Origin of the sequence: Acinetobacter sp. YH12100 (assembly GCF_013419135.1) — a bacterium.
GTDB classification, from domain to species: Bacteria; Pseudomonadota; Gammaproteobacteria; order Pseudomonadales; family Moraxellaceae; genus Acinetobacter; species Acinetobacter pseudolwoffii.
The window spans coordinates 39,166-61,356 of the sequence record NZ_VPAQ01000003.1; the positions used below are offsets into that span (position 1 = coordinate 39,166).

At 44.5% G+C, this 22,191-nt stretch carries 15 protein-coding genes; 7 read left to right on the forward strand and 8 right to left on the reverse strand.

Features of this window, described 5'->3' with window-relative positions; translation table 11 throughout:
- Window positions 1-21 precede the first annotated feature (21 nt).
- The gene (gene hscA / locus FTU40_RS03335; protein WP_180039777.1) at window positions 22-1,881 is read left to right on the forward strand and encodes a Fe-S protein assembly chaperone HscA; all 1,860 of its coding nucleotides are present in this window, start codon (window positions 22-24) and stop codon (window positions 1,879-1,881) included.
- A 15-nt stretch (window positions 1,882-1,896) separates the two neighbouring features.
- Window positions 1,897-2,235, forward strand: coding sequence for an ISC system 2Fe-2S type ferredoxin (fdx, locus tag FTU40_RS03340; protein ID WP_005171126.1), 339 nt, complete (start codon window positions 1,897-1,899; stop codon window positions 2,233-2,235).
- A 66-nt stretch (window positions 2,236-2,301) separates the two neighbouring features.
- On the opposite strand, the gene FTU40_RS03345 is transcribed toward fdx, so the two are convergent.
- The 5 genes from FTU40_RS03345 to aspA all read right to left on the reverse strand — a co-directional run bounded on the left by FTU40_RS03345 (window position 2,302) and on the right by aspA (window position 10,032).
- Entirely contained in the window at window positions 2,302-3,792 is a 1,491-nt protein-coding gene (locus tag FTU40_RS03345; RefSeq protein WP_005171127.1) for an adenylate/guanylate cyclase domain-containing protein, read from the reverse strand.
- A 56-nt stretch (window positions 3,793-3,848) separates the two neighbouring features.
- Window positions 3,849-4,283 carry an HIT domain-containing protein gene (locus tag FTU40_RS03350; RefSeq protein WP_004646760.1) on the reverse strand — a complete coding sequence of 145 codons (435 nt, stop codon included), beginning with the start codon at window positions 4,281-4,283 and terminating at the stop codon, window positions 3,849-3,851.
- Between the two features lie 228 nt (window positions 4,284-4,511).
- Window positions 4,512-7,970, reverse strand: a complete 3,459-nt coding sequence (mfd, locus tag FTU40_RS03355) for a transcription-repair coupling factor (protein ID WP_180039778.1) — start codon at window positions 7,968-7,970, stop codon at window positions 4,512-4,514.
- A 123-nt stretch (window positions 7,971-8,093) separates the two neighbouring features.
- Window positions 8,094-8,459: a hypothetical protein gene (locus FTU40_RS03360; protein ID WP_005171129.1), complete on the reverse strand. Its 366-nt coding sequence runs from the start codon at window positions 8,457-8,459 to the stop codon at window positions 8,094-8,096.
- Between the two features lie 130 nt (window positions 8,460-8,589).
- The gene (gene aspA / locus FTU40_RS03365; protein WP_005096757.1) at window positions 8,590-10,032 is read right to left on the reverse strand and encodes an aspartate ammonia-lyase; all 1,443 of its coding nucleotides are present in this window, start codon (window positions 10,030-10,032) and stop codon (window positions 8,590-8,592) included.
- Between the two features lie 419 nt (window positions 10,033-10,451).
- Between aspA and putP the strand changes: the two genes are divergently transcribed.
- Entirely contained in the window at window positions 10,452-11,960 is a 1,509-nt protein-coding gene (putP, locus tag FTU40_RS03370) for a sodium/proline symporter PutP (protein ID WP_180039780.1), read from the forward strand.
- Window positions 11,961-12,037: 77 nt separating this feature from the next.
- Here the strand turns inward: putP and FTU40_RS03375 are convergent, their stop codons facing one another.
- Window positions 12,038-12,532, reverse strand: a complete 495-nt coding sequence (locus tag FTU40_RS03375) for an Lrp/AsnC ligand binding domain-containing protein (protein ID WP_005096755.1) — start codon at window positions 12,530-12,532, stop codon at window positions 12,038-12,040.
- A gap of 158 nt (window positions 12,533-12,690) precedes the next feature.
- On the opposite strand from FTU40_RS03375, the gene putA reads away from it, so the two are divergent.
- The 4 genes from putA (at window position 12,691) to FTU40_RS03395 (ending at window position 19,104) form a co-directional block, all read left to right on the forward strand.
- A complete protein-coding gene (gene putA / locus FTU40_RS03380; protein ID WP_373686045.1) occupies window positions 12,691-16,404 on the forward strand; it encodes a trifunctional transcriptional regulator/proline dehydrogenase/L-glutamate gamma-semialdehyde dehydrogenase in 3,714 nt (1,237 codons plus the stop codon).
- Window positions 16,405-16,588: 184 nt separating this feature from the next.
- The gene (gene trmA, locus FTU40_RS03385) at window positions 16,589-17,671 is read left to right on the forward strand and encodes a tRNA (uridine(54)-C5)-methyltransferase TrmA (protein WP_180039783.1); all 1,083 of its coding nucleotides are present in this window, start codon (window positions 16,589-16,591) and stop codon (window positions 17,669-17,671) included.
- A gap of 243 nt (window positions 17,672-17,914) precedes the next feature.
- Complete coding sequence (locus FTU40_RS03390; protein WP_005096749.1) at window positions 17,915-18,139, forward strand: hypothetical protein; 225 nt, start codon at window positions 17,915-17,917, stop codon at window positions 18,137-18,139.
- Window positions 18,140-18,543: 404 nt separating this feature from the next.
- Window positions 18,544-19,104, forward strand: a complete 561-nt coding sequence (locus tag FTU40_RS03395) for a lecithin retinol acyltransferase family protein (RefSeq protein ID WP_034608524.1) — start codon at window positions 18,544-18,546, stop codon at window positions 19,102-19,104.
- Between the two features lie 82 nt (window positions 19,105-19,186).
- Here the strand turns inward: FTU40_RS03395 and FTU40_RS03400 are convergent, their stop codons facing one another.
- Window positions 19,187-20,098: a bestrophin family protein gene (locus tag FTU40_RS03400; RefSeq protein ID WP_005096746.1), complete on the reverse strand. Its 912-nt coding sequence runs from the start codon at window positions 20,096-20,098 to the stop codon at window positions 19,187-19,189.
- A gap of 68 nt (window positions 20,099-20,166) precedes the next feature.
- Window positions 20,167-21,894, reverse strand: a complete 1,728-nt coding sequence (locus tag FTU40_RS03405) for a glutamine--tRNA ligase/YqeY domain fusion protein (RefSeq protein ID WP_005171137.1) — start codon at window positions 21,892-21,894, stop codon at window positions 20,167-20,169.
- Between the last annotated feature and the right edge of the window lie 297 nt (window positions 21,895-22,191).

Here is a 22,191-nt window from a genome sequence, read left to right on the forward strand (position 1 = left end):
ACGTGCAAAGGATGTAACACTATGGCTCTCTTGCAAATTGCAGAACCAGGTCAATCAAGTGCACCACATGAACACCGCATTGCGATTGGTATCGATTTAGGCACCACCCACTCTTTGGTTGCCACGGTTCTTTCAGGTAAAGCCAAAGCGCTGAATGACGAACAAGGTCGTGTGCTACTTCCTTCTATCGTGCATTATGCAGAACAGCAGACTCAATATGGTAATGAAGCCGCGCCTTTTATTACCAGCGATCCTAAAAATACCATCGTTTCAGTCAAGCGTTTCATGGGGCGCTCTCAAGCGGATATCAAATTCCAGCATCCTTATGCCTTGGTCGGCGAAGCGAATGAAATGCCGGCTTTTGAAACCGCACAAGGTCGTAAAACTCCGGTTGAAATTTCTGCAGAAATTTTAAAGCAGCTCAAAGATCGTGCTGAAGCAAGTCTGAAAAATCCGGTGAATGGTGCAGTGATTACCGTTCCAGCGTATTTTGATGAAGCACAGCGTCAGGCAACCCGAGATGCTGCCCAGCTTGCCGGTTTGAATGTTTTACGTTTATTGAATGAGCCAACCGCTGCTGCTGTGGCTTATGGCCTCGATCAGGAAAGCAACTTGAGTACAGATCGCAACTATGTGATTTATGACTTGGGTGGCGGTACTTTCGACGTTTCGATTTTGCGTTTTTCGCAAGGCGTGTTTGAAGTGCTTGCGACTGGTGGCCACACTGCCCTCGGTGGTGATGACCTGGACCGTTTAATTTTGAAATGGGCCAAGAAACAGCTAAACATCGAAACTTTAGATGATGCTGAATATGCACATTTTATTGTGGCAGCACGTAAGGCCAAAGAAGCTTTGTCTGATGCAGATTCAGTTCAACTCAAATTACTCGATCAAGTTTTAAACCTTGACCGTCCAACCTTTGAAGAAATCATTAAAGTTGCTTTGGACAAAACCATCAGCGTATGTAAACGTGTGATGCGTGATGCCAAGCTTGAACTGGATGACATTCAAAATGTGGTTCTGGTGGGTGGCTCAACCCGTTCTTATGCCGTACAAAAAGCAGTTGGTGACGTATTTAGCCAAGAACCGCTGTGCACGATTAACCCGGATGAAGTGGTTGCCATTGGCGCATCGATTACAGCAAACCAACTGATAGGCAACTCGACTGATGGTTCCTTATTACTGGATGTTACCCCACTGTCTTTAGGTTTAGAAACCATGGGCGGACTGGTGGAACGTCTGATTTCACGTAATACTGCCATTCCTGTAGCACGTCGTCAGGAATTTACTACCTATCAAGATGGCCAGACTGCCATGTTGATCCATGTGGTTCAAGGTGAACGTGATCTGGTTGAACATTGTCGTAGTCTGGGTCGTTTTGTCTTGCATGGCATTCCACCAATGACAGCCGGTCAGGCACGTATCGAAGTAACTTTCCAGGTCGATGCTGATGGTTTGTTGACGGTATCTGCCAAAGAAACAACATCTGGCGTGCATGCGCAAATTGATATTAAGCCATCTTATGGCTTATCCGGGGAAGATACTGAGCGCCTATTACTTGACGGTTATAAATTTGCCGAGGAAGATAAAAATCTGCGTCATTTGAATGAAACCAAAGTTGAAGCCCAGCGTGAGCTAGAAGCACTGGTTCAGGCACTAAAAGTAGATGCCGCTCTGTTGACTGAAGAGCAACTGGCAGCACTGCAAACTGCACAGGCACAACTTGAAACCGAGCTTCAAGGTTCAGACATCAAAGCGATTGAATCTGCAGTTGAACAGCTTAAAATACATAGTGATGCTTTTGCAGCAGCACGTATGAATCAACATATTGATGCCGCTCTTAAGGGCACTAAACTCGACGACTGGTCAAACTCAAACTAATTTAAGGTAACGACTATGCCACGTATTAAAGTTCTTCCACATGCGCAGATTTGCCCCGAAGGTGCTGAGTTTGAAGTCGAACACAATGCCAACCTGTGTGAAAGCCTGCTCAAAAATGGCATTAAAATCGAACATGCCTGCGATATGTCAGCTGCATGTACGACGTGCCACGTTGTGGTACGTCAAGGCTTCGACAGCCTCGAAGAAATGGATGATGTAGAAGCAGATTTACTGGATCGCGCTTGGGGTCTGGAACCTGATTCGCGTCTTTCTTGTCAGGTCACACTGGTCGATGAAGATCTGGAAATTGAAATTCCAAAATACACCATCAATCACGCTTCGGAAAATCATTAAGATTTTTCTTGAAAGATCATATAAAAAACCACGCTTAGACGTGGTTTTTTATATTTATGAGAATGATTAAATTACTTTGGAGTCTTTGAGTGATTCAAATTCGTCTTGTGGCTGGAGATGCTCAATCACTTCATCTTCAAGTTTAAGCTTGACGATGCCTTGAGAGTTGGTCAATTTCTGCTGAGTTTCAATGCGTTTAATCATTTTTTCCAGTACATGAATCAATTCTGGATATTCAAAGTTTTGTACTTCGTCCAGATTGAGCAGTAAATGAAAGCCTTTATATTCATAGTCGAACCAACGTTGATACTCAACTTTCTGCGATGCATATTTTTCCATTAGCTGCCAAGTTCTTACCGGTGCTTTAATGCCTTTCAAGAAAATTGGTTTCTTCGGCGCACATAAATAATCATTTTTGATCAGATTATGAGTATCTTCTGAAATCAGGATTTCATCCACTTCAGCTGCGCTCTGTAAGCGCGCTGCCAGATTGGCATCCCGTCCTACAATGGTATAGGCCATCCGATGCGTCGCACCATAATTCCCGACGTGGCAATAACCGGTCGAAATACCCATACGGATATGCAGTGGCGGATAACCCATTTTAATCCAGCGCTCACGCAGCAGTTTCATTTGCTGACGCATGGCAATCGCCATTTCCATACAGTTCTTGGCATCCTGCTCTACGCCTTCAGAGTTTGGATCACCAAAGAAAATCAGGATGGCATCACCCATAAATTTATCGACAGTCGCTTCATAATTTTTGGCGATTTCGGTCATATGCCGCAAATAATCATTGAGCAAGAATGCTAAATCATCTGGAATAAGCGTTTCAGACAGTTCTGTAAAGCCTTGAATATCCGAGAAGAAAATTGTTAACTTTTTACGTTTATATTCAATTTTCGCTTCAGATTCACCTTTCATGATGGATTGCCACAACTGCACAGGCGCATAACGACTCAGCTGATTGGCAAATTCCATATAACGGTTCATCTGTTCAAAATAATGATTTTTCTTCTGGGTCATATACTGCACACGACCACTCTGATAAAAACTTCCGACACCAAAATAGGTAATCAGGCAGATGAAGCCTAAAACCGTTAGTTCACTGCTTGTCGGTTCAAAATAAGTCCCAAAACCAAAGACCAGAATATTGGCCAGATAAAAAACGGTGATCCCGACCAGACTGGCCAGAGAAGCCATCATCAATGAAATTTTATTACTGATCGCGGTATAGAGTATTGCCACCAAACCCAGCAAGGACAATACCAAATCCAGCTGTACTGCGGCTAAAACCACTACAATGACAATAACATCAATCAGAAAAAGAACATTGCGCCGAATACGATAATCATGGCGATAGATCAACCAGCGCGACAGTTTCGAGCTAATCAATAAAATCAGGAATAAAAACACAGGAACAAAGAGCTGATACTGAGTATCCGGTTCAGTGTAATGAAAGACGACCAAAACCAGAGACAGCATGATATAGCCCATCAAGCGATGAAAATATTCAAACTGTTGTGGTTCTTTTTGAATCCAGTCGTCTAATTGCATTCAGTCACTCCCTGAAATCCGCAATCGTTCATAGATCTCGGAATACTTGGGGCTAATCAGTCCATACGCCAGTCAAATGGCATATCGCCTTGACCACGTAGCGCCAGCATGAGTGTTTGACGCATATGTGCCAATACTTCACTGCTATAAGGAACAGCTGGTGTACCCCAAACAGGCTTCGGCCATGCTACATCGTTCTGATAACGAACCACATGATGAAAATGCAATTGCGGAACCATATTGCCCAATGCCGCGACATTCATTTTATCCGCACGGAAAACACGTGCCAGCTGGCTTGATAACCAGCTTGATTCACGTAAAAACTGCTCTTGGTCAGCTTGGCTCAATTCATATAATTCAGAGACACCCGGCACACGTGGAATCAGGATCAGCCAGGGAAATTGCATATCATTCATCAAACGACATGTTGACAAAGGAAAGTCGCCTACAAAAAAAGTATCTTGAGCAAGTTGTGGATGCAAACTAAACATATCTTTATAAATGATGCAAAATTAGAATGATGGCTAATACTAACATATCCAACCGAAGCTGAATATTGAAAGCAATGGGTTTAAAGACAAATTCTCATGATTTGTTGCAAGGCGCATCACGAGAATTTGTTCGAACATTTCATTAAAAAATCTGGTTTATCATTCCTGAAAATTTCAATGAAAATGAAATGTATCATGAAGTTTTAAACTGATTTAGTCTAAATCAAATTAGCCCACTTCTTTCAATAGACTGTCCAGCAAATCCTGAATAAACTGAATCCGCTTTTGGTAATCTTCCAGCATGACCATGACCTTAAGACGTTGCCCGCCATTCATCCGGAAATAGGTTGGATGTTTCTGCATCATCTGGATAATGGTCATGGCCTGAACCGGGGTATCTGGCGCGAATTCCACATGCCCACCTTGAGCACTAATATCAATTTTGGTGATGCCAAGCTGCTCGGCTTTGAGACGAATCTGATGTACGGCAAAGAGCTGTTTGACCGGTTGTGGCGGTATGCCAAAACGGTCGATCAATTCCATCCGGATATTGTCCAGTTTTTCCTGAGTATCAGTATTACTGATACGCTTATAGAACAACAGACGCTGATGCACATCTCCGAGATAATCATCCGGAATGAGCGCTGGCATATGCAGGGTAATTTCTGCAGTCAATGACAAGGGTGCATCGAAGTTTGGGGTTTTACCTTTTTGAATGGCTTTGGTGGCTTTTTCCAGCATTTCCATATATAGGCTATAACCAATCGCCTGCATTGAACCGCTCTGCTGTTCACCGAGTAATTCACCTGCCCCGCGAATTTCCAGATCTTCGGTGGCCAGCATAAATCCGGCCCCCAAGGTCGAAGCACGCTGGATCGCATCCAGACGTTTTTCGGCATCGCCTTTTAAGGCTTTTAAAGACGGCACCATTAAATAGGCATAGGCCTGATGATGCGAGCGCCCGACTCGGCCACGGAGCTGATGTAATTGTGCCAGGCCCAGTTTGTCTGCACGTTCAATCAAAATGGTATTGGCATTCGGGACATCAATCCCGGTTTCAATAATGGTCGAACACACCAGAACATTGTATTCTTTATGATAGAACTGTTGCATGACCTGCTCCAGTTCACGTTCACGCATCTGCCCGTGGGCCACAATCACCCGCGCTTCCGGCACCAATGTACGGATATGCTCGGCGGCACGGTCAATCGTATCGACTTCATTGTGCAGGAAATAGACCTGACCACCACGCAACAGTTCACGCAGAATCGCTTCTTTAATGGTGTCATCGGTATGTTCTTGCACAAAGGTTTTCACCGCAAGACGGCGTGCCGGCGGTGTGGCAATAATCGATAGATCACGCATGCCACTAAAGGCCATATTTAGTGTACGCGGAATTGGAGTGGCTGTCAGGGTCAACATATCCACATCGGCACGCATCGCCTTGATCCGCTCCTTGTCACGTACTCCGAAGCGATGTTCTTCATCGACAATCATCAGGCCAAGATTTTTAAACTGGACATTTTCCTGCAAAATTTTATGCGTACCAATCACGATATCCACTTTGCCTTCAATCAGGTCGTCAATGGTCTTGGTATGTGCTTTGGAAGAACCGAAACGTGACAGCACTTCAATCCGGACCGGCCAATCGGCAAAGCGGTCTTTGAATGAATCATAGTGCTGCTGTGCCAGCAAGGTGGTCGGCACCAGAATCGCCACCTGCCGGTTATTCTGTACCGCAACAAATGCAGCACGCATCGCCACTTCCGTTTTACCAAAGCCGACATCACCACAGACCAGTCGATCCATCGGTTTGGCTTGTTGCATGTCATGCAGCGTGGCTTCAATCGCATTGGCCTGATCCAGTGTTTCTTCATAGGCAAAGCCACTAGCAAACTGCATGTACAGACTTTGATCAATTTCAAAACTGATGCCGGGTTTAGAGACACGGCGTGCCTGAATATGCAGCAACTCGGCCGCAACATCATGAATCTGTTCCAGCGCTTTATGTTTGGCTTTATTCCATGCATCTGTCCCGAGCTTATGCAATGGTGCCAGATCCGGATCACCACCGCTATATCGGCTGATTAAATGCAGATTGGTCACCGGCACATAGACTTTGGCCGCATCGGCATAATCCAGCTGCAAGAATTCATGATCCTGATCATCAATACTTAAGGTGACCAGACCGGCATAACGCCCCACTCCATAATCGATATGCACCACAGGCGCGCCCATGGTCAGTTCAGTCAGACTGCGGATCAGAAATTCTTCTGAAACTTCCTGCTGACGTTTACGGCGGCGTTGTACCACGCGATGTTCATAGAGCTGGTTTTCAGAAATAATGCTGACACGATCGGTCAGCACCAGACCACGCTCTAATGGCGCATTGGTAATCGCAATCGCATACAGGGAGGTGATAAAACTCTCAAAGTTATCAACCGTCGGAATATCACCCAGACTTGGTCGTAACGCATCTTTTAAGCTTTCACGGCGTCCGGCACTCTCGGCCACCAGCAGCACCGGATGATTGACCTGATCGATATATTTTTTGACTTCAATAAATGGTTTTTCACGTTTTGGATCGACAGGCAGACGTGGTGGCAACTGGGTATCGAGGTTCAACACGCCGGCTTTTTGGTCAAAAGGCGTTTGGGCGGCAATAATACGTGCAAATTGATTCAGCTGCTCCAGAACCTGATTGGTTTGAAAGAACAGGCTGTCTGGGGGTAGGATCGGCTGATCAACATTGTGACGGCGATCTTCATAACGGCGCACCACATCTTGCCAGAATTGGGTCAAACTCTCGTCTAAAGCCCGATCTGTAATGACAATGCCATTCTTTGGTAAGTACGAAATAAGTGAGCTTTGGTCTTGCATGGCCTCAGCACTGAAAAACAAGGGCAAATAAAACTCGATTCCCGGTGAAACAATGCCCTCGATCACATCTAGATAGATCGGGTTTTTCTTCGGATTGGCAGTCGGGAAAAATTCGGCATAGCGGTCACGGAACGTCGCACGGCCTTCCTTGAGCGGAAATTCCTGTGCCGGCAATACGGTAAACTGTTGCAAACTTTGTGTGGTGCGCTGAGTTTCGGAATCAAAAAATTTCAGGCTTTCAATTTCATCATCAAACAGGTCAATCCGAATCGGTGCTTCCTGCCCCGAGGCATAAATATCCATGATACTGCCGCGTACCGCAAACTCACCCGGATCATAAACCGTATCGACCAGATGATAACCGGCCTGAATCAGCTTTTTCTTCTGTTGTTCCAGATCGAATTTCTGTCCGACGTGAATATCAAAATGTTCACCCAAAATCCATGAAGTCGGTGCGACACGCTGTGCCAAGGTTGAGGCAGAAAGTAACAGCACGCCAGTTTTTGGCATATTGGATAAAATCGCCAGACGTTCCGAGACAATATCCTGGTGCGGAGACAGGCGGTCATAAGGCAAAATTTCCCAATCTGGAAAAATCGTGGGTTTAATCCCATAAAATTCCAGTTCACTTTCCAGTTGACCCAAATGCTGGTTATTGCGTGCAATCACAATAAATAAACGCGATTGCTGCTGCACGATTTCTTTGAGCAACAATGCCGTCGAGGAACCTTGCAGATTGCCTAACCAGCGTTTCTCGCCTGCTTTGAGTTGTGGTAAATTGAGTTGGGAAATTTCTTGTTGGAACATGGATATAGCTTTAAAGTCTAAATAACCTGAGGCTTATACTAGCACGATGATCTCAGGATATTTTGTTATTTTTATGCAGTCTTGCCACATCCATACGCTTCGATTTCAAGCCACTTTTAACACTTATTTTTTCTCTCGCAGAAAGTTACGATAATAATCATTTAACTTCTTGAGGATCATTTTAAATTGCAGCAGGTTCTCTTCGGTATTTCCCAAAGTCACATTAAAACGCTGATGGGCAATTTCCAGATCAATCTTTTCATTGATCAGCATCGCGGTGTCGTATAAAGCTTTTAAATCATCAAACTGTTTTAGACGGCGATTGGACAAATATTCTAAGCGTGCGGCCAGTTCCTGATTTAAGTCAATGCCATCCACGATATAACCTGTGCCTTCGACATGCTGGATATTCTGCTCGTCTAAATATAACTGTGCAGCAGTCGGTTTATTAGTTTTAAATAATGCACTGATTTTATCAAACATCGCCATTTACCCAGCCAAATAAAGTTCAGACCCTAGTCTAGATGAAAATGCCTCAAATCCACATATCGAACTTGAGGCAAATTGTCAAAATCACAACAATCAGTTGAGTTGAGCTGTTTCAAGACAATTTATGCTATCAAGAAACCTGTTCGAGCTGACTCTCTGCTACAGGTATTTCAGACACCAGATTTTCAAATGCAAAGATTTCTTCTAATTGTGTTTCGCTTAATAAACCGAGTTCCAATACCACTTGCGGCACGGTTTTATTTTCACGCATACATTGTTTACCAATTTCATCACATTTGGCATGCCCCAGAATCGGCTCAAGTAAGGTCACAATCCCGACACTGCGCATGACCGAACTTAAACAGATTTCTTCATTGGCCTGAATGCCAGCAATACATTTCTGATTCAGGGTTTGCATGCCTTGAGTCAACAATTGAATCGACTCATTCATGGTCAGGGCAATCACAGGTTCCATCACATTCAGTTGTAACTGCCCAGCTTCCGCTGCCATAGTAATGGTCAAATCATTACCGATGACCCGGAAGGCAATCTGATTGACCACTTCCGGAATCACAGGATTGATTTTTGCTGGCATAATCGATGAGCCTGCCTGCAATTCCGGTAAGCGAATTTCAGCCAGACCTGTACGTGGTCCCGAGCTAAGCAAGCGCAAGTCATTACAGATTTTGGACAGTTTCACTGCCAGGCGTTTTAAACTGCTCGACAAGATAATAAAGACACCACAATCACTGGTGGCCTCCACATAATCTTCTGCACCTTTTAAAGGCAGCCCCGTCAGGTGCGCCAAAGTTTCGACGACTCGCGTCGCATAACCTGGCGGCGTGTTTACCCCAGTCCCGATCGCTGTTGCACCTAAATTGACTTCCAGCAATAACTGGCGCATCTGCTCAATCAGTTTTAAATCTTCCTTTAATAAAGTCGCAAAAGCCCGGAATTCCTGCTCCATGGTCATCGGGACGGCATCTTGCAACTGGGTACGCCCCATCTTGATCACATACTGAAATTCGGCTGCCTTCGTATATAAACAGTCAATCAGTGCTTTCAGCACTGCCAATAATTCATTCAGGCTGCTATAAGTTGCCAAACGTAAAGCGGTTGGATAGACATCATTGGTCGATTGCGAAGTATTCACATGATCATTCGGATGCAGGATGTGATACTCACCTTTATGATGCCCCAAGATCTCTAAGGCGATATTGGCAATGACTTCATTGGCATTCATATTAATTGACGTACCAGCACCGCCCTGATAAGGATCAAGTGGAAAGGCCGCTTGCCAGTTTTCAGGATGCTGAATCAATTCATTACAGGCTTTTTGAATAGCAGTACTCGTCTGCTCGGATATTTTTTGAAAATGCAGGTTGGTCTGTGCCGAAGCTTTTTTGACCTGAGCCAATGCACGAATAAAATGTGATTGTTGCCCTATAGCCAATCCTGAAATCTGGAAATTTTCGATGGCACGTAAAGTGTGAATCCCATAATAGCTGTGTAATGGGATCTGTTTTTCCCCCAATAAGTCACGTTCAATGCGGGTCGGTTCGATTTGCAGCATATTGTCCACTAAAAAATACCTTGGCGATGCACCGTATTTGGTGTGGTCTCAATATGAGCAAACAAATACAGAGCGAATAGGAGGACTTTAACTTAAATTTGCTACGATTTATTACCAATACAGTAAAGCTGTGAGTTTTGTAAGATCATGTAAATAAAAAGCTAAAATTTAAATCTTTTAATCGCTTATCCTGAATTAGCTTGTTTTGCCTCAATCCAATACTTTATCTCTCGCTGTTAAGTGGCTTAACTTTCCTTAAGTTCCATCTAGTTAAATTGGTATTTACAATAAACATACATAAAAGCTGTGTAAATGTTACAGAGTGTAATTTTTAAACCGTGCTTGAATCACTGCCTTGTGATCTCCGTACAAAAAATCATCTGGAACGATGGTTTCCATATTTACAGGATGCCCTGCCTATGACTTATTTAAATCCGACCCTGATTACCTTCATGTTTTATATTATCGCCATGATTGCAATCGGTTTATATGCTTACCGTGCAACCTCCAATTTTGATGAATATATTTTAGGTGGACGTAGTCTGGGCAGTGTCGTTACAGCTCTTTCCGCAGGTGCATCAGATATGAGTGGCTGGCTGCTGATGGGTCTTCCGGGCGCAATTTACCTGTCTGGCCTGTCAGAAGCCTGGATTGCCATCGGCCTGATTATCGGAGCGTGGCTAAACTGGTTACTGGTGGCAGGTCGTCTACGGGCGCATACCGAATACCAGAATAACGCCCTGACCCTGCCAGATTATTTCACCAGCCGTTTTTCCGACCGCAAACGCATTTTACGGGTCTTGTCTGCCTTGGTGATTCTGGTGTTCTTTGCAATTTATTGTGCCTCGGGCATGGTCGCAGGTGCACGCCTGTTTGAAAGCCTGTTCGGCTGGAATTACACCACGGCGCTTATCATCGGTGCGATGGCGACAATTTTATATGTGTGTATTGGTGGTTTTCTGGCGATCAGCTGGACGGATACGTTTCAGGCCGGTTTGATGATCTTTGCACTGTTGCTGACCCCGATCATTACCTTCCTGGCCTTGGGTGACAATAGCCAGCAAGTGAGTGTCATCCTTGAATCTGCCCGTCCACATGCGTCCAGTATGCTTGAAGGCTTAAGCGTGGTGGCGATTATTTCCAGTCTGGCCTGGGGTTTGGGTTATTTTGGTCAACCGCATATTCTGGTGCGCTTCATGGCAGCAGATTCAGTGAAGACCATTCCTGCTGCACGCCGTATTGGCATGACCTGGATGATTCTGTGTCTAGGCGGCGCAGTGGCAGCTGGTTATATCGGGATTGCCTATTTCACCGTTAATCCAACATTCGCCTCGGTGGTGAACCAGAACCCTGAAACCGTGTTTATGGAATTGACTAAAATCCTGTTTAATCCATGGGTCGCTGGCATCGTACTTGCAGCTATCTTGGCGGCGATTATGAGCACCTTGAGCTGTCAGCTTCTGGTCTGTTCAACCACCCTGACTGAAGATTTATACAAGAGCTTCCTGCGCAAAAATGCCTCACAAAAAGAACTGATCTGGGTCGGTCGTGCTATGGTTTTAGTGATTGCGTTAATTGCGATTGCCTTGGCGATTAATCCGAACAGCAAGGTTTTAGGTCTGGTGGCTTATGCCTGGGCAGGCTTTGGTGCAGCATTTGGCCCCTTGATTATCTTGTCTCTGTTCTGGAAGCGTATGACCCTCAACGGCGCGATTGTCGGCATGCTGGTCGGTGCGGTGACGGTAATCGTCTGGAAAAACTATATGGGTGATACCGGCCTGTACGAGATTATTCCCGGTTTTATTCTGGCTACCCTGAGTATCGTGATTGTCAGCTTAGTGGATAAGGCACCGAATGATGATGTGGTACATCGTTTTGAAATGGCCAAAGCTGAATATCAAAAAGAAATGGCTGAAATGAAAAAATAGTCTGGATATTCAATACAATAAAAGGGACTTTCAAGTCCCTTTTGTGTTTTTTAGATTAGTCGTTAATACGCTACAAATTATTTAGATTTTCCCGGTATTTTTAGATGGATCTGCTGACTTTCTTTAATCACCTCCATCACCGGATAACTGCGTGTTTCCTTGATCCCAGGCAGTTGCCACAAGATTTGCCCGGAAATTTTACGGAATTCATCCATATTGGCGCAGCGGATTTTTACCACAAAATCAAAACCGCCACTGATCATATGACATTCAATAATTTCTGGAATCTGCCGGACTGCATGGGAAAACTCATCTAAAACATTCGGTGTGGTTTTATCCAGTAAAATCTCTACAAAAACCACAAAAGCGTTATTGAGCAGATTTGGATTCAGACGGGCTTCGTAGCCCAGAATATAGCCTTCTTTGCTCAGTTTCTGCACCCGTGCCAGTGCCGCGGTCGGCGATAAATTTACCAGTTCAGCCAGTTTAATATTGGATAATTTGGCATCGGATTGTAATAAACTCAGGATACGAATATCTATACGGTCTAGGCTTAAATAAGGAGGCTGCATTAGAATTATTCTCTAAAAAATGTAAAAACTATAGTGAGATATTCGTCAAATATTCTGTGATTATAGATTAAAACTCGTTAGCCCCGCTAGATCTGATTGCAGCAGTACAGGATGTCACTATGCCGACCACACTAAGCCCCACCTATGGTTCAGATGCCATGAAGCAGCCAAATTATATCGCCGAATTCAAAGATAAAAATGAATACGAACAACGTATCAACACTGCATGGCGCCGTGCGGAAACTGAATGCGTCGAAGAACTCTTGCTGCATAGTGAAATTTCCTCCGAACTCAGCAACAAGATTCAAGCGCTTGCCTTTGATCTGGCGCATTCCTTGCGTGAACGTAAAAGTTCAGGCGGTAAAGCAGGCATCGTACAAGGATTGTTACAGGAATTTTCCCTATCTTCTCAGGAAGGCATTGCCCTGATGTGTCTGGCCGAAGCCTTGCTGCGGATTCCAGACAAAGCCACGCGTGACCTGTTGATCCGCGACAAGATCAATCAGGGCAACTGGAAAGAACATCTCGGTCAAAGCCAGCTGATGTTTGTCAATGCCGCAGCCTGGGGCTTGATGCTGACGGGTAAATTAATGGAAACCCCACAGCAAAAAAGCCTGTCCAGTTTATTAACCGGCATGTTGGCGCGCAGTGGTCGCGGCATTATCCGTAAGGCTGTCGATGTTGCCATGCGCATGATGGGCGAACAGTTTGTGACGGGTGAAACCATTGATGAGGCGCTGAAAAATGCAGAACGTCTGGAAGAAAAAGGCTTTCGTTATTCCTATGACATGCTTGGTGAAGCAGCACTGACCGATCCGGATGCGGAACGCTATTATCAGGATTATCAGCAAGCGATTCATGCCATCGGGCAAGCCTCGCAGGATAAAGACGTTTATGATGGCCCGGGCATTTCCATCAAACTCTCTGCCCTGCATCCGCGTTATCAGCGCGCGCAGGTCGATCGGGTACAGGATGAACTGTATGGAAAAATGCTTAAACTCGCGGTCTTGGCGAAACAGTACAATATCGGTTTAAACATTGATGCCGAAGAAACTGATCGTCTGGAAATTTCCTTGCAACTGCTTGAACGCCTGTGTTTTGAGCCGCAATTACAAGACTGGAAAGGCATTGGCTTTGTGATTCAAGCCTATCAAAAACGCTGTTTCTATGTGGTAGATTATATTGTTGATCTGGCCAAACGTAGTCAGAAACGCCTGATGATTCGTCTGGTCAAAGGTGCCTATTGGGACAGCGAGATCAAGAAAGCACAGATTGAAGGCATGTCGGACTATCCGGTATTCACTCGTAAGGTGCATACCGATCTGTCTTATATCGCCTGTGCGCGTAAATTATTGGCTGAACCGGATTATATCTATCCGCAATTTGCCACGCATAATGCACAAACCGTGGCCACGATTTACCAACTGGCGCAACCTGAGCAGTATTATGCGGGTCAATATGAATTCCAGTGTCTGCATGGCATGGGCGAACCCTTGTATGAAAATGTGGTGGGCGACAAGTCAGCGAATAAGCTCGGTGTACCTTGTCGTATTTATGCGCCAGTCGGCAATCATGAAACCTTATTGGCTTATCTGGTGCGTCGTTTGCTGGAAAATGGCGCAAATACGTCTTTTGTCAACCGGATTGCCGACAAAACCCTAAATATCGAAGATTTGATTGAGAATCCACAACAAACGATTTTAAAAGCTGCACAGCAGGAAGTCATGATCGGTGCCAAGCATCCGCATATTCCTTATCCGCAAGATCTGTATGGCACACGTATTAACTCATCGGGTCTGGATCTCGCCAATGATGCAGAGCTGAGCGCCTTAAATGAAGTCGCTGCCAGCCTGAAAAACACACAATTTCAGGCAGCAGCCATGGGAACGGCGTTTACAGTGACCGACACAAGTAACGCAGTGCAAATCATCAATCCGGCACAACATCAGGATGTAGTCGGTACAGTCTATGAAGCGACTCAGGAACAGGCTGAAATTGCCTTAACGCAAGCTGTCAATGCACAAGGTTTCTGGGCCAATTTGCCAAAAAATGAGCGAGCAGCCTGCTTAAATAAAGCCGCGGATCTGATGGAACAGCGTTTGCTGACACTGATGGTGATTCTGTCCCGTGAGGCTGGCAAAACCTATGCCAATGCCATTGCCGAGGTCCGGGAGGCGGTAGATTTCTTGCGCTACTATGCCGGTCAGATGTTGGATTTAGCTGAAAATACACAGATTCAACCTTTGGGTACCGTACTGTGTATCAGTCCATGGAACTTCCCGTTGGCAATTTTTACCGGCCAGATTTCAGCAGCGCTGGTCGCGGGCAATACCGTTATTGCCAAACCGGCAGAACAGACCCCGCTGATTGCTGCACAAGCGGTGCAGATTTTATGGGAAGCGGGCATTCCGCAAGATGTCTTACAGCTCTTGCCGGGTCAAGGTGAAAGCATTGGTGCGCAGCTCAGTGCGGATTCACGCATTCAGGGCATTATGTTTACCGGCTCAACCGAGGTCGCCCAAATTCTACAAAAAACCGTTGCAGAACGGCTAAACCAGTTTGGAGAAAGCGTCACCCTGATTGCTGAAACCGGTGGTCAGAATGCCATGATTGTGGATTCATCCGCCCTGACCGAACAGGTGGTGCTGGATGTTGTGAGCTCTGCCTATGACAGTGCCGGTCAACGCTGTTCTGCCCTGCGTGTCCTCTGTGTGCAAGAAGATAATCTGGAGGCTGTGCGCAACATGCTCAAAGGTGCGATGCAACAGTTGCGCGTTGGCAATCCGGTCTTGCTTAAAACCGATATTGGTCCGGTGATTGATGCAGAAGCCCAACAAAATATCCAACAGCATATTGAGCAGATGCGCAGCAAAGGCCATAAAGTTTATCAGTTGATGTTTAATCAAGACCAGACTGAATTAACTCCAGGAACATTCATTGCACCAACCCTGATTGAACTGCCAAATCTGGATGATCTGGAACGTGAAGTATTTGGTCCGGTACTGCATCTGATCAGCTATAAATATGGCGAATTGGAACAGTTATTAGATCAGATCAACAGTAAGGGCTATGGCCTGACTATGGGTTTGCACACGCGCATTGATGAAACCATGCAAACCGTGATTGCGCGAGCAGAAGTCGGCAACCTGTATATCAACCGCAATATCGTTGGTGCTGTCGTGGGTGTCCAGCCATTTGGTGGTGAAGGCTTGTCCGGCACCGGCCCGAAAGCGGGTGGCCCGTTGTATATCTACCGTTTAATGCATCACGTATCCGAGAAAAAACTGGCTCAGCCTTATGCAGTTCAAGCGGAGCCAGCCCTTGTTGAAAATCACCTTGTTCAGGAGTTTAAAGCTTGGTTAGCTAAAACTTTCCCAACTTTATCTTTAAAAGCGCCTATGCAAATTGCGACTGGTCAAAGCTTTAGCCTGCAAGGCCCAACTGGTGAGGATAATCAGTACATCATCTTGCCACGAGAAAGTGTTTTATCCTTAGCACATACCGAGCAGGATCAGATTCAGCAAATTCTGGCGATTTTATCGGTTGGCAGTCGTCCTGCGGTACTGGCGGACAATACTTTTATGCTGAAATATTTACCAACGATGCCGGCCGCGGTCAGCAAGCAGTTTAAAGTGATCCGGAATATTGAAATAGGTGCATTTGGTGCCGTCCTGCATCATGGTGACACTGCTGAACTGATTGATTTGCAGAAACGCATTGCAGCCCGAAAAGGTCCAATTATTAGTGTTACTCATTGGAGTTCGGGAAACTACGATATTCCGGTCGAACGATTGGTGATTGAACGCGCCATCAGCATCAATACGGCGGCGGCAGGCGGCAATGCCAGTTTAATGACCATGGGTAATCTCTAAATAAGTCGAATAAATCCCGCATTTTTAGTTCAAATATTTCCTCTTTATGACCAAATTTTTCTCCTCAGAGTGTTTGGTCTTTTTTATGCAGTTTTTAAAGCCGTTCTACCAGAATAGGCTTAGGCAGATCGGCAATTTTTTGCTACCATTTGCGCTTTAAAATATTTGCGATTTCTTACTGCATATGACCTCATCTTATCAGCAACAACTTGAAGCCAAAATTGAACGCATCAGCGCTCAGTTTGCCGAATATCAACCACCTGCTTTAGAAGTATTCCAGTCTCCTGAAAAATATTTCCGCATGCGTGCTGAATTCCGGATCTGGCATACTGAAGATGATCTGTTTTATGCCATGTTTGAACGTGACGAGAACAACAATAAAAAAGTGATTCGGATTGATGAGTTTCCAATTGCAGACCGCAGTATTAATGACTTGATGCCGCAACTACTGGCAGCATTCAAGGCAGATGCCAATCTGGGTCATCGCCTGTTTGAAGTACATTTTCTGGCGACTTTAAGTGGTCAGGTTCTGGTATCCCTAATTTATCACCGTAAACTGGATGAAAGCTGGGAACCAGCAGCAAAAGCGCTGGCGGAAAAACTCAACATCAAACTGATTGGTCGCAGCCGTGGCCAGAAATTTGTCCTGACTGATGAATATGTGGTGGAAGAACTGTCTGTTTTTGATCGTCGCTATAAATATAAGCAGATCGAAAGCAGCTTCACCCAGCCCAATGCACAAGTTTGTCAAAAAATGCTGGAATGGGCATGTGATGCAGCGGAACAATCAGATAAAGATTTGCTGGAACTCTACTGTGGTAATGGCAACTTCACTCTGCCGCTTTCAACCAAGTTCCGCCGTGTATTGGCCACTGAATTAGCCAAATCTTCAGTTTATGCAGCTGAGTGGAATATTGAGCAGAACCAGATTGAAAATATTCAGGTTGCGCGTCTGTCTGCCGAAGAATTCACTCAAGCTTATAATGGCGAACGTGTTTTCCGCCGCTTGCAGGAAGCACAAATCGATATTTCGACTTATGATTTTGATACGGTATTTGTCGATCCACCGCGTGCTGGGATTGATACTGAAACACTGAAGTTGTTACAACGTTTCCAGCGTATTATTTACATTTCTTGCAATCCAGACACATTGCATGACAATCTGAAACAGTTGTCTCAAACCCATAAAATCAGCAAATTCGCTATGTTTGATCAATTTCCATATACGCACCATGTAGAAACGGGCGTATTGTTAGAAAGAAGATAAAGAATTTGTTTCAATTTATTTTCTTGTTACAAAAAAGGAGTTTTTCGAAATTCCTTTTTTTATATCTTAAATCAATAACTTAATAACAAATTATCATTTGTACAGCTAAAAATATCGTTAGCTCTTTGAGCTTCAATCGGAAATTTTAAAGACTAACTGCTGCTTTTATCACATAGGTCCTATTGCTTTATTTATTTAATTGGCTATATTTCACTCTATGTTAGGTTGTTGTATGAAGGCTCTATGAGTTTTTGGCAAAAGTTGTTTTCTGTGGAACAACACAATGAACACAAGAATCAGATTGCTTGTGTAGAAAATGATTGCTCTTTCAAGACAAATGAACAGCTTCTTGAAGCTTTGTCTAAAGCAACTGATGAAGAGATCATCATCGGAATCAAAAAGGTTCTTGTATCACGCGGCTATAGCCGTAAGGAACTGAATGAACTTCAACACTTGCCCTTGCAGTAATCGGCAAAGGCTCTAGCCTGATCAAAAAAAGCACTTGTGTAACCAGGTGCTTTTTTTATATCTGTCGCTTTAATTACATTGAAGAAGAACCAAACTTAGAGAGTTCAATTGTATAAATCCGACTACACAACCTTCTGCCTTCTGTTGAGTAATTGGTAATAAATCTGAATACTTCTTCCTCTCACTTTTTCTGATTTTATTGAAATGTAAAAGTTAGCTTAGGCTATTTATAGGTGTTACTGAACAGATGTTCATCTGAATTCTGCCATACAGGTGATCAAGTCACTTGCTGCATACGCCTATTGCTTGTCTGCCTAAACTCAAGCAAAGCGTCGATTAATTTAGCAAAAGGCAGTACACTTGTTATTAAACTACAATGCTTTTTTAAATGGCTTAATTCTGATATGCAACAGACTAAACGGTTTCCCATAGGAGCGCACCTTATGGTTAAACATTTCGGTTATACCCATCATGGGATATACGCTGGACGTGGTCGTGTTATTCATTATTCGGGCTTTGCACATTTATTCAAGAAACGCCCCATTGAAATAACCTCTATTGAAAAATTCAGTCATGGCAAAGCGATTCATGTGCAACATTATGACTCGGCGAAATATAAAGGCCGTAAAGTTGTGCGTCGCATGCGTTCCAGAATGCATGAAAATAATTATCATCTGATTATCAATAATTGCGAACATCTGTGTACTTGGGCGATTACCGGCGTAGAAAGCAGCCCGCAAGTGATCTATATGATGAATCGCCTGACCACGATTGGTTATATCAGCTCGATGATGAGTTTCATGAACAGCATGTTCCTGACCCTGACCACGACGAGTTTTGCCTTGGCCTTGTACATCAAGAAGAAGCTTAGAGATAAAGCCAATCTGCGTTTGCAACAATACCGTGAATTGCAAGATCAGGCTAAAACGAAAGTGTCAGACCTGACTAATCTTAAACATCGTTAATTTAAAGCTCAGCCTGCCGATGATTTTTTGTTAGTAAGAAATTTTGAGTTCGGGTTTAAACTTTGATATTAAAAGGAACAGATCAGGTTAAATAACCTTTTTTGGCCTGAATCGCTTCAGGTAAACCTTTACCCAAAGAGCTTAAGGTTTCCCGTTCTACCAGTCGTACCATTGAATCGAGTGGCAGATCATTATCCTGTAGCCCAAAAGGCTCTTCTAGCTCAGCACTGAGCTCATCTAGGCCTAAGAGCATATAAGCAATCAACCCGACCAGAATCGGCGTCCACAGGCCCAGATTGGCCTGCAAACTAAAAGGTAAAATAAAACAGAACGAATACACTGCACGATGTAACAGTACCGAATAAGAAAATGGCAATGGCGTCGACAGTATCCGGTCACAACCGGCCTGAATATTGCCCAAGGCCACAGTATGCTGATTCAAATTGTTATAAATAATATCGCTGATGTTGCCCTGCTTATATTGCTGAACCAACTCCTTTTGCATCTGTTCCAGCACCCATTGTGAAGGATTGATTTGCACGAGCAACTGATCGAATGCCATATTTTCAAAATGCGTGGTTGTTTGGTAATGCTGAATACTTTGTACTTGCTGTCTGAGCCGGTCACGCAACAGATGGCTAAACAGCATCATGCGATATAACAAGACCTCGCGGGTCTGATCATCCAGCACATGGCTGTCCCGGCATAAATGACGTGTGGTGGCGATTAGCGCTCCCCAGAGCTTGCGCCCTTCCCACCAGCGCTCATAACATGCCGTATTTCTAAAGCTGAGAAAGATCGAAAGAATCACACCAAAAATGGTAAAGCCGATTGCGGGTACGGCAGGAAGATTCACAAAATGTGCCTGACTCAAATAGACCAGTAGGCCGGAAATAAAGACCACCAAGACTAAAGCCGGCAATACCTTAGGCAAAATTGTGCCCTGCCAGGCAAACAGTAAACCGATACTATTGTTTTTATCACGCACAATCATGGCATTTTCCCTGCTGTATTGAAAAAGCCCAACCGAAGTTGGGCTTTTAATATCTGATTTAAACCTGATTATTTGCCTGGCTTGAAACTGTCTTTCAAGTCAAGAATACGGTTAAATACTGGTTTCTTGCTATTATGATCGTATTGATCGGCAACGAAGTAACCTTCACGCTCAAACTGGAAGCGATCTTCCGGTTGAGCTTGCGCCAATGCCGGCTCAATCACGGCTTGAACCACCTTTAAGGATTCAGGGTTCAAGTTGGCCAGGAAGTCATCACCCACTTCAGGATCCGACTCAGTGAACAGACGTTCATAAATACGGACTTCGGCAGGCACACCTTTAGTCGCAGATACCCAGTGAACCACACCTTTCACCTTGCGGCCTTCAGGATTCTTACCCAAAGTTTCAGGATCAATCGAACATTTCAGCTCAACCACTTCACCATTTTCATCTTTAATGACTTCATCACATTTGATCACATAGGCATGACGTAAACGTACTTCACCACCTGGAATCAGACGTTTAAAGCCTTTTGGTGGTTCTTCCTCAAAGTCTTTACGGTCAATAAACAGCTCAGTGGTTAAAGGAATCACGCGCTCCCCCATATCCACGTTCGGATGACGTGAATGGGTCAGATCCATATCTGCTGGCAAGTTGCTTAAGGTCACTTTCAGTGGATTTAACACGGCCATACCACGCGCTGCAGTATTTTCCAGAGACTGGCGGATGCAATATTCCAGCATCGCGACATCGACAATACTACCATCCACTTTCGATACACCGACACGCTGACAGAAATCACGCAGACCTTCAGGTGTAAAACCACGGCGACGCATACCGACTACGGTCGGCATACGTGGATCGTCCCAACCATTCACATGAGCACCTTCAACCAGTTTACGTAATTTACGTTTCGAGGTGATGGTATAATCCACGTTCAAACGGCTAGATTCATACTGACGTGGCACAGATGGTGATTTAACCTTTGCCACCACCCAGTCATAGAACGGACGGTGATCCTGGAACTCTAATGTACAAAGCGAGTGAGTAATGCCTTCAATCGCATCAGACAATGGATGCGCATAGTCGTACATTGGATAAATTTTCCATGTATCGCCTGTCTGATGGTGCGCTGAATGCAAAATACGATACAAGATCGGATCACGCATATGTACGTTCGGTGAGGTCATATCGATTTTAGCGCGTAAAACAGCCTGACCTTCAGCATATTCACCGCTACGCATCTTCTCAAAACGTTCCAGATTCTCTGCAACAGTTGCATCACGTTGTGGCGAGTTCTTACCCGGCTCGACAAAATTACCGCGGTTTAAACGGATGTCTTCGGGGCTTTGTAAATCCACATAGGCATCACCCTGTTCAATCAGCTGAACCGCCCATGTATAAAGTTGATCAAAATAGCTCGATGCATAGCGCGGCTCGCCCTCCCACTGGAAGCCCAACCATTTCACATCATTGGCAATACCATCAACATATTCCTGTTCTTCAGCATCCGGATTGGTATCATCAAAACGAAGATTACACACCCCCTGGAATTCTTCAGCAATCCCAAAGTTCAAGCAAATTGCTTTCACATGGCCAATATGTAAGTAGCCATTTGGCTCAGGCGGAAAACGCGTGACGATCTGTTGGGTACGACCAGCGGCTAAATCATCCGTAATGACCTGACGTACAAAGTCCAAGCCCGGTTGTTGTTCTTGCTGCTGCACTGAATCGACTGCATTGTTCTTTTGGGTCGGGTTCTCGGGCAGAGATGTCACAACATCATTTGGCTTCATGATCAATCATTCACTTCTAAAGTTAAAAAGGGATTAACGAATATTTAATCGCACAGGTTGTACGCATATTCATTATCAAAGTTCCTTAGTTTAACTAGAGGTGAATAATCTCTCAACCGCTAACTATGGTATTTGATTTCAATTCACCCATTTTAAAAAATGAAAATACGGCGAGTTGCCTGAAACTAAAATATCAGTGCTTGTACAAGCAGTAAAATCATTAATTTACGCCAATTCAAAATAGGGTGCCTGATAGGGCAATATCTGAAATGCCTTGATAAATCAACGTATAAATAA

Bases quoted from the DNA above. Each gene is read 5' to 3' on its own strand.
- hscA (WP_180039777.1), top strand. From the start codon at position 22: ATGGCTCTCTTGCAAATTGCAGAACCAGGTCAATCAAGTGCACCACAT.
- fdx (WP_005171126.1), top strand. From the start codon at position 1,897: ATGCCACGTATTAAAGTTCTTCCACATGCGCAGATTTGCCCCGAAGGT.
- FTU40_RS03345 (WP_005171127.1), bottom strand. From the start codon at position 3,792: ATGCAATTAGACGACTGGATTCAAAAAGAACCACAACAGTTTGAATAT.
- FTU40_RS03350 (WP_004646760.1), bottom strand. From the start codon at position 4,283: ATGTTTAGTTTGCATCCACAACTTGCTCAAGATACTTTTTTTGTAGGC.
- mfd (WP_180039778.1), bottom strand. From the start codon at position 7,970: ATGTTCCAACAAGAAATTTCCCAACTCAATTTACCACAACTCAAAGCA.
- FTU40_RS03360 (WP_005171129.1), bottom strand. From the start codon at position 8,459: ATGGCGATGTTTGATAAAATCAGTGCATTATTTAAAACTAATAAACCG.
- aspA (WP_005096757.1), bottom strand. From the start codon at position 10,032: ATGCTGCAAATCGAACCGACCCGCATTGAACGTGACTTATTGGGGGAA.
- putP (WP_180039780.1), top strand. From the start codon at position 10,452: ATGACTTATTTAAATCCGACCCTGATTACCTTCATGTTTTATATTATC.
- FTU40_RS03375 (WP_005096755.1), bottom strand. From the start codon at position 12,532: ATGCAGCCTCCTTATTTAAGCCTAGACCGTATAGATATTCGTATCCTG.
- putA (WP_373686045.1), top strand. From the start codon at position 12,691: ATGAAGCAGCCAAATTATATCGCCGAATTCAAAGATAAAAATGAATAC.
- trmA (WP_180039783.1), top strand. From the start codon at position 16,589: ATGACCTCATCTTATCAGCAACAACTTGAAGCCAAAATTGAACGCATC.
- FTU40_RS03390 (WP_005096749.1), top strand. From the start codon at position 17,915: ATGAGTTTTTGGCAAAAGTTGTTTTCTGTGGAACAACACAATGAACAC.
- FTU40_RS03395 (WP_034608524.1), top strand. From the start codon at position 18,544: ATGCAACAGACTAAACGGTTTCCCATAGGAGCGCACCTTATGGTTAAA.
- FTU40_RS03400 (WP_005096746.1), bottom strand. From the start codon at position 20,098: ATGATTGTGCGTGATAAAAACAATAGTATCGGTTTACTGTTTGCCTGG.
- FTU40_RS03405 (WP_005171137.1), bottom strand. From the start codon at position 21,894: ATGAAGCCAAATGATGTTGTGACATCTCTGCCCGAGAACCCGACCCAA.